Origin of the sequence: Oceanobacillus sp. HCA-5259, from assembly GCF_037892815.1 — a bacterium.
GTDB classification, from domain to species: domain Bacteria; phylum Bacillota; class Bacilli; order Bacillales; family Amphibacillaceae; genus Oceanobacillus; species Oceanobacillus indicireducens.
In genome coordinates this window covers 19,767-32,612 of the sequence record NZ_JBBKBV010000038.1, presented here as the reverse complement: position 1 = coordinate 32,612, position 12,846 = coordinate 19,767, and the positions used below count along the sequence as shown (strand labels likewise).

The following is a 12,846-nucleotide window of genomic DNA, read 5'->3' as shown; positions in this document are numbered from 1 at the left end:
GTCTTTTTGTATTTTGTGCGCCCCAGCAAGCAATTAATTGCTAGTTGATGGGGGAACGGGTGGAGAAATTCTAAGGTTGAAGCCCTGTGACTGAGTGCGTGCGAGCAACCTAACAGGTCGTAATATAAATTATAACTAACGTTTAATTCTAGTTGTTATTTGGGAAAGGTGTTTCATATAATTGACTAAGGATAATATATAGAAAAGAGGATACGATAGATGGAAGTATTTTTACAGAATATAATAGGGGAGCATTTTTATGTTATCGTAACAAGGTTACTCGTTGCTTTAGTATTATCCGGAATAATTGGCTTTGAACGGGAGTGGAATAATCACTCTGCAGGATTTCGGACTCATATATTAGTGGGTGTCGGTGCAAGCCTGATGATGCTTTTATCAATATTTGGTTTTCTTGAATTTCTGGAGCACTATGATAATGTACGCTTTGATCCGGCCCGTATCCCTTCTTATGTGATTAGCGGGATAGGGTTTCTTGGAGCGGGGACGATTATAGTATATGGAGGAACGATTCGAGGGCTTACTACGGCGGCATCCATATGGGCTGTGGCAGGTATTGGGCTGGTTGTAGGCGCGGGAATGTATGGTCCAGCCATTGTTGCTACGCTGATCATTTTAATTAGTTTAGTTGTGTTGAATAACCTTGAAAGATTGCTTCCTTCCCAGCGGAAGTACACAAGAATTGAAATGGTTGTAGAGCGCAATATAAAAGTTCACCAGCTTGTTGAAGTAGCAGAAGCTTATGATGTGAATATTATTGCAGTGGAAGTGGAGAAAATGGAAAGGGATCTCCGAAAAATTTATTTTAAGATGAGAAATATGGAAGGTACCCAGTTACTTGCATTATTTGAAGAAATATCAGAATTAGAAGGAGTAAATAATATTAGTCAATTGGAAAAGTGATGCCGTATAAGTTAAGCGGTAAAGTTAAACAAGGGAGAGACTTTTCCATTTTAACTGGCCCTTTATTATTTTAAACTCAAATTTCCTCTTCTCTCCGTTTATTTTCATGAAAAGTGTCTAGAATAGAATATTGGTTATTACTTTTCAACGGTTACATTTTGGCGTATAATTAATTTATAGTCAAAGATAGTCAAAGTCAATGTCATTCCTTTTGTTCCGGCATAGCTAGAAATGAGTGATATGTAAGGAGAGGGGAATTCTTAGCAATGAGCAATATTTCAGATATTATTGAAGCATATCTAAAAAAAGTACTACATTCCACAGGAAAAAATGCAATTGAAATTAAGCGGAGTGAAATTGCGGATCAGTTTGAGTGTGTGCCTTCACAGATTAATTATGTGATTAACACAAGATTTACAACGGAAAAAGGGTATATTGTAGAGAGTAAGCGTGGTGGTGGGGGATATATACGGATTATTCGTGTAAAACATGAAGACAAGGCGGAATTGATTGATGGCATTATTAAAATGATTAATCCAAGTATTTCACAGCAGGCAGCAATTCATGTGCTGGAGCGTCTGCGGGAGGAAGAAATCATTACGAATCGAGAAGAAAAGCTGATCTATAGTGCGATTGAGCGGACGACTTTACCATTTCAACTACCGGAACGTGATCAAATTCGAGCACGTATTTTAACGGCGATGCTTAATACTCTAAAATACTATAATTAACTCTATTGTGTTGAGAAGGGGGAAGATGCGTGTGGAATGTCAAGAGTGCCAAAAGCGGCCAGCTACGGTTTACTTTAAACGAGTAATAAATGGGGAGAAAAAAGAAGTCCGTGTGTGCGAAGTTTGTGCTCAGGAAAAAGGTTATATGCAGTCTCAAGATCAAGGCTCTTCTCTCCATGATTTACTTACTGGATTATTTAACTTTGATTCGTATCCATTTGGAGCCCACGTGGCTGATACAAAGCAAACGAAAGAGCTGCAATGCCCGAATTGTAAACTGACCTTTTCCACTTTTAAGGAAATGGGCAAATTCGGTTGTGCAACCTGTTATGAAACTTTTTCGGAAAGCTTAAGCCCGATACTACGACGGGTCCATGCCGGAAATACAACACATGCTGGTAAAATACCAAAGCGAACAGGTGGAAATATACAAAAAAAACGTAAATTAGAGGAATACCGTAACCAGATGAAGAAGTTAATAGAGCAAGAGGCTTTTGAAGAAGCCGCAGTACTCCGAGATAAAATAAAAGCGTTGGAAACGGATGAAGCAGTTAAGAGGGGGGAGAGTGAAGGATGACATTGGAGCACTTTCTAAACGAAGCGATTAGTCCGTGGATGCGAGAGGAGGGTGCTGATAGTGATATCGTGCTGAGCAGCCGGATTCGTTTAGCTCGGAATTTCGCTAATGTTACCTATCCCATCCTAGGCAAAGAAGAGGAATTAAAGAAGGTTCATGATTTCATGAAACAGACATATAATGAATCTTCCTTCCAGGATTACACAGATTTTTACTTTTTATCAACAAAGGATTTATCGGAAATAGAGAACCAGATACTCATAGAGAAGCATCTTATTAGTCCTAGTCTAGCAAGATATCCGCAGTCAGCAGCACTTATTTCTAAAAATGAGCAGGTCTCCATCATGATCAATGAAGAAGATCATTTGAGGATTCAACTTTATTTACCCGGATATCAACTTACTGATGGTCTGAAACAAGCTTCAGAGCTAGATGATTGGATAGAAGAACGGATTGATTATGCGTTTGATGAGAATTTCGGGTATCTAACGAGTTGTCCAACGAACGTGGGTACAGGAATGCGGGCATCCGTGATGATGCACTTGCCGGCCCTTGTTATCACAAAGCAGATGAGCCGTATGATTCCCGCGATTAACCAGTTCGGTTTAGTCGTAAGGGGGATATACGGGGAAGGCAGTGAATCTCTAGGTAATATATTCCAAATATCTAATCAAATTACCCTTGGGAAATCAGAGAAGGACATTATCTTTGACCTGGCAAGTGTTGTCAAGCAACTGATTGAGCAAGAACGACTTGCCCGGAGCTATATTACCGAACAACTTGGAGTCAGTCTGGAAGACCGCATTTTCAGGTCTTACGGAACACTGAAGAACGCCCGAATCATCGAATCAAAGGAAGCTGCTAAATGCATTTCTAACGTGCGTTTAGGTATAGACTTGGGTATTATTGAAAATATATCTAAAAATATATTAAATGAATTAATGATTTTAACGCAGCCAGGATTCTTACAATATTATGCTAATAAACGCTTGACACCACGGGAGCGCGATGTATTTCGTGCTTCGCTCATCAGAGAAAGACTTGAATTAGAGAAATAGGAGGGATGCCAGATGATGTTTGGAAGATTTACAGAAAGGGCGCAAAAGGTACTTGCGCTATCACAGGAAGAGGCAGTTCGTCTCGGACATAATAACATTGGAACAGAGCATATTTTGCTCGGGCTTGTTCGCGAAGGCGAAGGGATTGCCGCTAAAGCGTTGCAATCATTAGGCGTACAAGTGGAAAAAATTCAAGAAGAAGTGGAGAAATTAATCGGAGTCGGTAAACAGCCGATGCAATCAATTCACTATACTCCCCGGGCAAAAAAGGTTGTGGAATTATCACAAGATGAAGCACGTAAGCTTGGTCATTCCTATGTAGGAACGGAACATATTTTACTCGGTCTTATCCGTGAAGGGGAAGGTGTGGCAGCACGTGTCCTCAACAATCTCGGTATAAGCTTAAATAAAGCTCGTCAGCAGGTTTTGAAGCTACTTGGTAGTAATGAGTCTCAAGCTGGCAGAAGAGGGCGTGCAGGGCAACAATCGAATGCAAGTACCCCAACACTAGATTCCCTTGCAAGAGATTTAACTGTAAGTGCAAGAGAAGGTAAAATTGATCCGGTTATTGGTCGTTCTAAGGAAATTGAGCGTGTCATTCAGGTGTTAAGCCGCCGGACGAAGAATAATCCTGTATTAATTGGAGAGCCGGGTGTCGGTAAAACAGCTGTTGCTGAAGGCCTTGCCCAGCAAATTATCGATAATGAAGTACCGGAAACGTTACGTGATAAGCGTGTTATGACGCTTGATATGGGAACGGTCGTTGCAGGGACGAAATACCGTGGGGAATTTGAAGATCGATTAAAAAAAGTGATGGAAGAAATTCGTCAAGCCGGAAATGTTATTCTTTTCATCGATGAATTGCATACATTAATTGGTGCGGGGGGAGCGGAAGGTGCAATTGACGCATCCAATATTTTAAAACCATCCCTTTCCCGTGGAGAAATTCAGTGTATTGGTGCAACGACGCTAGATGAATACCGAAAATACATTGAAAAAGATGCAGCACTTGAACGTCGTTTCCAGCCAATTCAAGTAGATGAGCCATCTGTTGAGGAAACGATTCTCATCTTAAAAGGTCTGCGTGACCGCTATGAGGCCCACCACCGCGTAACGATTACGGATGAAGCGATTGAAGCAAGTGCGAGCCTTTCTGATCGTTATATTACAGACCGCTTTTTACCGGATAAGGCGATTGACTTAATTGATGAGGCCGGTTCAAAAGTTCGTCTTCGTTCCTACACGATTCCACCGAACTTAAAGGAATTAGAACAAAAACTGGCTGACGTAAGGAAGGAAAAAGATGCAGCTGTCCAGAGCCAGGAATTTGAAAAAGCAGCATCTTTACGCGATACTGAACAGCGTTACCGGGAAGAACTCGAGAAGACGAAAAATGAATGGAAAGAGAAGCAAGGTCAAATGGATTCTGAGGTAACTGTTGAAGACATTGCGAGCGTCGTATCGATTTGGACTGGTGTTCCTGTAGCTAAGCTTACGAAGGATGAATCGAAACGTCTTCTTGATATGGAAGAAATACTCCATGAGCGTGTTATTGGTCAAGAAGAAGCGGTGAAAGCTATATCGACTGCAATACGCAGAGCTCGCTCAGGACTGAAAGATCCGAAGCGTCCAATCGGTTCATTCATCTTCTTGGGTCCTACTGGTGTCGGTAAAACAGAGCTGGCAAGAGCCCTTGCTGAAGTGATGTTTGCTGATGAGGATGCGATGATACGCGTGGATATGTCGGAGTATATGGAGAGGCATTCCACTGCTAGATTAGTCGGATCACCTCCGGGGTATGTCGGTTATGAAGAAGGCGGACAGCTAACGGAAAAAGTACGCAGAAAACCTTACTCCGTTGTTCTTTTAGATGAAGTGGAGAAAGCCCACCCGGAAGTGTTCAACATCCTGCTTCAAGTTCTGGAAGATGGACGCTTAACCGACTCCAAAGGAAGAACGGTTGATTTTCGTAACACGGTTATCATTATGACGTCAAATGTCGGTGCAAGTGAACTGCGCCGTAATAAATTTGTCGGCTTCAATGTTGCGGATGAAAGCCAGCAGCATGCTGATATGAAGTCGAAGGTCATGGATGCGCTGAAGAAAGCCTTCCGTCCAGAGTTTTTAAACCGGATTGACGAGACAATTGTCTTCCATTCCTTAGAGAAGAAACATATGAAAGATATTGTTGTACTCATGCTGGAAGAGTTAAAAGAACGATTGCAACAACAAGAAATTGAACTATCAATGACAGATAAAGCAATCGAGAAAATTGCTAACGAAGGATTCGATCCGGAATACGGAGCAAGACCATTAAGACGCTCCATTCAGCAAAATATTGAAAATATGTTATCAGAAGAATTACTGAAAGGAACAGTCGAAAAAGGCAAGACCGTGAAAATCGGACTAAATAATAAGGGCGAATTCATCATACTAAAATAAAACAGCACGACTATCATAGAAAAGCTAGAAGAGCCACCTCTTCTAGCTTTTACTACACTCGAACCCGAGTTCCGCAGTTCAAAGCGCACTTAATTATATTTTTTTACAATATAAGAAACTACTAGGTAAATAAGTAGATACAAAATCAATTTTAAACGTACTTCCAGGAGATCCCCATTACACCGAAGACTCCTGCAGGAAGAGAGGCATATCAGCCGCTTGCGGGAAGCGAAGGTGTAAGGGGGCAGCATGAGCTCTGGACCTTCAAGGGAGTTAGTAACATGCATTTATCACCGAATGTGGCATAATTTAGGAAGATAGTTGTGAAATTGAAACTATTATGTAACCTATGAGAATCAATATTCGTATACAATAGAAGAAGGGACCGAATGAGTTTGGCTAAACGCAAGAATACGTTTGTCTGCCAAGACTGCGGCTATGAATCTCCGAAATGGATGGGGAAATGCCCGGGCTGTGGTAACTGGAATACGATGGTTGAAGAAGTCCAGGCTGGAGCTAGCGGCGGCAGGCATGTCACGACCGGTAAGCGGACGGTCAGTAAACCAGAACCGATTACACAACTTGAATCACAGAAAGAACCACGAATTACAACCGAAATGCGAGAATTCAACCGTGTACTAGGCGGTGGGATTGTTCCTGGTTCACTCGTATTGATCGGTGGGGATCCAGGGATTGGGAAATCGACATTGCTGTTGCAAATATCAGCCCAGATCGCTAAGAAAAAAATGCGTGTCCTCTATATATCAGGAGAAGAATCAACGAGACAAACGAAACTTCGAGCAGATCGTCTAGGTGTCCAAGAAGCGGAATTATACGTATTAAGTGAAACCAATTTATACGATATTGGTCAACAGATTGAAAAGCTGAAACCAGAACTTGTCATCGTTGATTCGATTCAAACGATCTACAGAGAAGAAGTAACGAGTGCACCAGGAAGCGTTTCCCAAGTACGGGAGAGCACCGGGGAACTTATGCGGATTGCTAAATCTAATCATATATCTGTTTTTATTGTGGGGCATGTTACGAAGGAAGGCGCTATTGCTGGGCCAAGATTGTTGGAACATATGGTAGATACAGTTTTGTATTTTGAAGGGGAACGACATCATACTTACCGGATTTTACGGAGTGTGAAAAACCGGTTCGGCAGTACACATGAGATGGGAATTTTTGAAATGCGTGAAGAAGGGTTACGTGAAGTCTTGAACGCTTCGGAAATTTTCTTGGAAGAGCGAAAGGCAGGAACAGCAGGTTCTACTGTCGTTGCATCGATGGAAGGGACGCGTCCTATTTTAGTAGAAATTCAAGCTTTAATATCACCTTCCAGCTTTGGAAATCCACGTAGAATGGCAACCGGGATCGATTCGAACCGTGTTCCGCTGCTCATGGCTGTATTGGAAAAAAGGGTCGGCTTCATGCTGCAGAACCAGGATGCTTATTTAAAAGTAGCCGGTGGAGTGAAGTTGGATGAGCCTGCAATTGATTTAGCGATTGCGATTAGTATAGCATCAAGCTTCCGAGACCAGCCGACAGAACCAAAGGATATTTTTATCGGCGAAGTTGGGCTGACTGGAGAAATTAGGAGGGTGTCCCGGATTGAACAACGTGTACAAGAAGCGGCTAAACTCGGCTTCGAGCGCGTTATTTGTCCACAACATAATTTGGATGGTTGGACGGTACCGAAGGATATTCAAGTAGTTGGTGTTTCCACCATTCAGGAAGCATTAGAAATTGGACTTGCAAGGTGATTTTATCGTTTTTAGTGAAGAAATGAGCTTATCTCTCCTATCCGTAGGGTTATAAATGAAAAATAAAGGTAATAATAAACTTAAGGAGGTGAGAAAATGTTGAAGAAGGTTGTTCGTATCTTTTTTATTGTTCTTGGGGGAACGATTGGTTTTCTATACATCCCCATGATTATTGATTTATTGAATATAGATATGAACTTGCTGAAAAACCCATATTTAGGCATGGCCTTAGGTGCAATTATTTTATTTTTACTCTCCTATGTTATTGTGGATCATGTAGTAAACTTTTTTAAATGGATAGAAGATACCCTGATTAAGCTGCCGGCAATGGATTTACTATTTGGTAGCTTAGGAATGATTGTCGGACTCGTCATATCTTATCTCGGTACGATGCCGCTCCAGGATATCAATATCCAAGTAGTCTCCCAGGTACTGCCGATTTTCATCACGATTATCCTTGGTTATTTAGGTTTCCGTGTCGGTTTTCGCCGGCGGGAGGAATTCTCCAGTTTATTGCGGACAGGGAAAAAGGATAAATTGAAAGAAACTACTGATGAAGGTGACGCGGAGCAAAAAGATGAGGTGCCGAAACCGAAAATACTCGATACAAGTGTTATAATAGATGGCAGGATTGCCGATATTTGCAGTACAGGGTTTCTGGAAGGGACATTAGTGATTCCTCAATTTGTATTAGGAGAGCTGCAGCATATTGCTGATTCGTCGGATGCATTGAAACGCAATCGAGGCCGGCGTGGACTCGATGTGCTGAATCGTATTCAAAAGGAATTACCGATTAAAGTAGAAATCTATGAAGGTGATTTTGAAGAGATAGCTGAAGTGGACAGTAAATTAATCAAACTTGCTAAAGTGACGGATGGAATTGTTGTAACGAATGATTTCAACTTGAATAAAGTGTGTGATCTGCAGCGTGTTCCTGTGCTCAATATTAATGATCTTGCAAATGCAGTAAAACCTGTCGTCCTTCCGGGAGAAGAACTGGTCGTCCAAGTAATCAAGGACGGGAAAGAACAGCGACAGGGGATTGCTTATTTGGATGATGGAACGATGATTGTTGTAGAAGAAGGCCGTGACTATATTGGGAAAACAATTGAAGTCATCATTACAAGTGTCCTGCAGACTTCCGCAGGTAGAATGATCTTTGCAAAACCAAAAACACTTGAAAAAGCACTGTAAAAACGGTATAACTTATTAAGGATAATACTTGAAAAGTGATAACATGTATATTGTTATCACTTTTCAAGCATTCACGGTCTGGAATCCCTCTAAACATGAGTATCTAATTAAGAGGAAGATAAGGGGGAAAGTCCGTAAATACGTTATTCTGTTCAACTATCTTTCAATGGGAGTGAAAGACGCCCCCATTTGAGTGAGGTTTACTATATCACTCATGTTACGGTACATATTTTTTAAAAAGAGAGGGGAAACATCATGACGAATGAGGTTCGGGTACGCTATGCACCAAGCCCTACAGGTCATTTGCATATTGGTAATGCAAGAACAGCATTGTTTAACTATCTGTTCACAAAACATTATAACGGGAAATTTATTATTCGAACGGAAGATACTGACGAGAAGCGAAATGTGGAAGGGGGCGAAGAGAGCCAGCTCCGCTATTTGAAATGGTTAGGTATCGAGTGGGATGAAGGACCGGATATTGGCGGAGAGTACGGCCCATACCGTCAGACCGAGCGTCTTGATTTATACGAAAAATATGTAGACGAGCTCTTGGAGCGTGGCCTTGCATATAAATGCTATATGACGGAAGAAGAGTTAGAACAAGAGCGGGAGGAGCAGAGAGCGAAAGGCCAGGTGCCGAAGTATTCTGGTGCTCATCGCAACCTGACGGACGAGCAAATTGCAGCATTTGAAGCGGAAGGCAGACTTCCGAGTATTCGTTTCCGTGTCCCTGAAAATGAAACTTATACATTCCATGATCTTGTACGTGGCAATATCACATTTGAATCTAGTGATTTTGGTGATTGGGTAATCGTGAAAAAGAACGGTATTCCAACCTATAACTTTGCCGTTGCGATAGATGATCATTTAATGAAAATCACTCATGTGCTCCGTGGAGAAGAGCATATTTCTAATACACCGAAGCAAATGATGATTTTTAATGCTTTCGGATGGACTGCTCCAACGTACGGTCATATAACGCTGATCTTAAATGAGAACCGGAAGAAGTTAAGTAAGCGGGATGAACATATACTACAGTTCATAGAGCAATATCATAATCTTGGTTATCTGCCGGAAGCGATGTTCAACTTTATTAGTTTGCTTGGATGGTCTCCTGTTGGCGAAGAAGAGATTTTCGATAAGGACACGTTAATTGATATCTTTGATCCGGATAGATTATCGACTTCTCCTGCAATTTTTGACCAGCAAAAGTTGAAGTGGATGAACGGAGAATACATTAAGAATGTCGATCTTGAAAAAGTAATCGACCTTGCCATGCCGCATTTAATTGCTGCTGGAAAATTACCGGAAAATATGGATGAAGAAAAGCGCAAGTGGGCGGAGAATGTGATTGCACTTTATCAGGAACAATTGGGTTATGGTGAGGAAATTGTCGAATTGACTGAGTTGTTCTTCACAGAGGAAATTAATTATAACGAAGATGCAATTAAAGTTCTTGAAGAAGAACAAGTCCCAGAAGTTCTTCAAAGCTTCAAAAATAAGTTGGACACACTCGAATCCTTTACGGCTGACGAGATTAAAGCCCAGACGAAGGCAACACAGAAAGAAACTGGTTATAAAGGGAAAAAATTATTCATGCCGATTCGTGTCGCAACGACTGGCCAAACCCATGGTCCAGAACTTCCACAAGCAATCGCACTACTTGGTAAAGAAGTTGTCATGATCCGTCTAGACAAAGTCCTCGAGGAAATAACAGCAAATTGATTGCAGAGCTTTCCGGTTCACAAAATTGGAAAACTGTAATATAGTAATAGTAAATATTGGAGCGTTGAAGAGGAAAAGTAGGAATTTCTTCGTTTATCCAGAGAGAATCACCTTGGCTGCGAGTGATTTTAAACGAAACTTCCGAAGTGCCCCTCTGAGTCTATTATGGAAATAAAGTACATAATAGCGGAACTCTACCGTTACCAAGAGCCTAAGTTGGAAGGAAGCAATTCCTTCAAACAGAGTGGAACCGCGCTTAAGCGTCTCTGTCTAATGCAGAGACGCTTTTTTTATGTTGATTAATTCAATTCACTAACTAGGGTTTAAGCAAGTCATGTAAAATGCTCTTATTCTATAACGAAGGGTGGTTTGACAATGGGTATATTTCAGCGGATGAAAGAAGATATGGATGTTGTCTTTGACCAAGATCCCGCTGCACGAACTTATTTTGAAATTTTTTTAACCTATTCCGGACTCCATGCAATATGGTTTCACCGGGTTGCCCATGCGTTTTATAATCGGCGACTGTTCTTCCTGGCCCGTGCCATTTCACAAATCAGCAGATTCCTGACTGGAATCGAAATTCATCCGGGGGCAAAGATTGGTAGACGCCTATTCATTGACCATGGAATGGGAGTAGTAATTGGCGAGACTTGTGAAATCGCTAATAACGTAACGATTTACCAAGGAGTTACTCTTGGGGGGACTGGTAAAGAAAAAGGAAAGCGCCATCCGACGGTAAAGGATAATGCCCTCATATCGACGGGGGCAAAGGTTCTTGGGGATATCACGATTGGAGAAAATGCAAAAATTGGTGGCGGTTCCGTCGTTTTAAAAGATGTTCCTGCCAACTCCACAGTAGTCGGAATTCCTGGTAAAGTGGTCATCCAAGACGGTGTACGCGTAAAAGACTTGGAACATCATAAATTGCCGGACCCGGTTGCTGATCGGATTGAACAGATGCAACAAGAAATCGATACACTACAAGCAGAGATTGAAAAGCTGAAGAAGGGGAGTCATTTCCAACATGTCGATTAAATTATTTAATACGTTAACTCGAGAGAAAGAAGACTTTAAACCAATAGAACCAGGGAAACTTAAGATGTATGTTTGTGGTCCAACCGTTTATAACTATATTCATATCGGGAATGCCCGCCCTGCGATTGTGTTTGATACGGTACGACGCTATTTTGAATATAAAGGTTATGAAGTTGATTATGTACTAAATTTTACCGATGTCGATGATAAGATCATTCAAGCGGCTGAGGAGAGCGGCGAGGATGTTCGGACACTTGCCGACCGGTTTATCGATGCATATTTAGCCGACGTGCAGGCATTAGGAGTTAAAAAAGCGACACATCACCCGCGTGTAACAGAAACAATGGATGATATTATTGCCTTTATCGAAGGTTTGGTTGATAAAGGCTATGCTTACGAAGTGGAAGGCGATGTGTATTTCAAACCGCGTTCCTTTGAAGGATACGGAAAGCTTTCCCATCAGTCAATTGATGAGCTACGAGTAGGGGCAAGAATTCAAGTTGGGGAAAAGAAGGAAGATCCACTTGACTTCGCGCTTTGGAAACAAGCGAAGGATGGAGAAGTTGCATGGGACTCTCCTTGGGGAGTAGGAAGACCAGGCTGGCATATCGAATGCTCGGCTATGGCGAAGAAATATCTCGGTGAAACGATTGATATCCACGCAGGTGGTCAGGACTTAACTTTCCCGCATCATGAAAATGAAATTGCTCAATCGGAATCGATGAATGATAAACCTTTTGCGAATTACTGGATGCATAATGGTTATATCAATATCGATAATGAAAAGATGTCGAAGTCACTCGGAAATTTTGTTTTGACGAAAGACTTAATTAAGAAACATGACCCTGAAGCGTTGCGCTTCTTTATGTTGAGTGTTCACTACCGCAACCCGATTAATTTCACGGAAGAATTATTGGGTAGTGCAAAAAACAGTTTAGAACGAATTAAAACGGCTTATCATAATTTGGAACATCGGAAGCAAACAAGCATGAATCTTGTCGATAACCAGGAAGAGTGGCTCAAGAAAATCAAGCAGTTCACCCTTGATTTTGAAAAGGAAATGGATGATGATTTCAATACAGCCAATGCGATTTCCGTATTGTTCGATCTTGCAAAAGAAGCGAATATTTATCTCGACCAAGAGCAGACTCACACGTCCGTACTCGAAGCTTTCCAGGAAACGATTGTCACCCTGCTTGGAATTCTCGGTATTGATCTGGAGGAGGAGCAGGAACTCTTGGACGAAGAGATTGAAACGCTGATTGAAGAGCGGAATGAAGCAAGGAAAAATAAAGATTATCAACGTGCAGATGAAATACGGGACCTTCTAAAAGATAGATCAATTATTTTAGAAGATACCGCGCAAGGAGTCCGCTGGAAAAGAGGCTAAG

General features: G+C 41.6%; 10 protein-coding genes and 1 other annotated feature. All 10 genes read left to right on the top strand.

Annotated elements, in window-relative coordinates:
- Nucleotides 1-219: 219 nt before the first annotated feature.
- The 10 genes from WKU33_RS16065 (at nucleotide 220) to cysS (ending at nucleotide 12,845) form a co-directional block, all read left to right on the top strand.
- Complete coding sequence (locus WKU33_RS16065; protein ID WP_340455537.1) at nucleotides 220-921, top strand: MgtC/SapB family protein; 702 nt, start codon at nucleotides 220-222, stop codon at nucleotides 919-921.
- Between the two features lie 266 nt (nucleotides 922-1,187).
- Nucleotides 1,188-1,652 carry a CtsR family transcriptional regulator gene (locus WKU33_RS16060; protein ID WP_156857296.1) on the top strand — a complete coding sequence of 155 codons (465 nt, stop codon included), beginning with the start codon at nucleotides 1,188-1,190 and terminating at the stop codon, nucleotides 1,650-1,652.
- A gap of 25 nt (nucleotides 1,653-1,677) precedes the next feature.
- Nucleotides 1,678-2,229, top strand: coding sequence for a UvrB/UvrC motif-containing protein (locus tag WKU33_RS16055; protein ID WP_308425608.1), 552 nt, complete (start codon nucleotides 1,678-1,680; stop codon nucleotides 2,227-2,229).
- Nucleotides 2,226-3,287, top strand: a complete 1,062-nt coding sequence (locus WKU33_RS16050; RefSeq protein ID WP_188858480.1) for a protein arginine kinase — start codon at nucleotides 2,226-2,228, stop codon at nucleotides 3,285-3,287. The genes WKU33_RS16055 and WKU33_RS16050 overlap by 4 nt, the downstream gene beginning before the upstream one ends.
- Nucleotides 3,288-3,299: 12 nt before the next feature.
- Nucleotides 3,300-5,729: an ATP-dependent protease ATP-binding subunit ClpC gene (gene clpC, locus WKU33_RS16045; RefSeq protein ID WP_156857293.1), complete on the top strand. Its 2,430-nt coding sequence runs from the start codon at nucleotides 3,300-3,302 to the stop codon at nucleotides 5,727-5,729.
- A 395-nt stretch (nucleotides 5,730-6,124) separates the two neighbouring features.
- Entirely contained in the window at nucleotides 6,125-7,495 is a 1,371-nt protein-coding gene (gene radA, locus WKU33_RS16040) for a DNA repair protein RadA (RefSeq protein ID WP_156857300.1), read from the top strand.
- Nucleotides 7,496-7,591: 96 nt separating this feature from the next.
- A complete protein-coding gene (locus WKU33_RS16035) occupies nucleotides 7,592-8,689 on the top strand; it encodes a PIN/TRAM domain-containing protein (RefSeq protein WP_156857292.1) in 1,098 nt (365 codons plus the stop codon).
- A 255-nt stretch (nucleotides 8,690-8,944) separates the two neighbouring features.
- Complete coding sequence (gene gltX / locus WKU33_RS16030; RefSeq protein WP_340455533.1) at nucleotides 8,945-10,417, top strand: glutamate--tRNA ligase; 1,473 nt, start codon at nucleotides 8,945-8,947, stop codon at nucleotides 10,415-10,417.
- 55 nt (nucleotides 10,418-10,472) lie between these two features.
- Nucleotides 10,473-10,688 (top strand) — a binding site (T-box leader).
- 104 nt (nucleotides 10,689-10,792) lie between these two features.
- Entirely contained in the window at nucleotides 10,793-11,455 is a 663-nt protein-coding gene (gene cysE / locus WKU33_RS16025) for a serine O-acetyltransferase (RefSeq protein ID WP_198042671.1), read from the top strand.
- Nucleotides 11,445-12,845: a cysteine--tRNA ligase gene (cysS, locus tag WKU33_RS16020; RefSeq protein ID WP_340455531.1), complete on the top strand. Its 1,401-nt coding sequence runs from the start codon at nucleotides 11,445-11,447 to the stop codon at nucleotides 12,843-12,845. Before cysE ends, cysS begins: the two co-directional genes overlap by 11 nt.
- The last annotated feature ends 1 nt before the right edge of the window (nucleotide 12,846 follow it).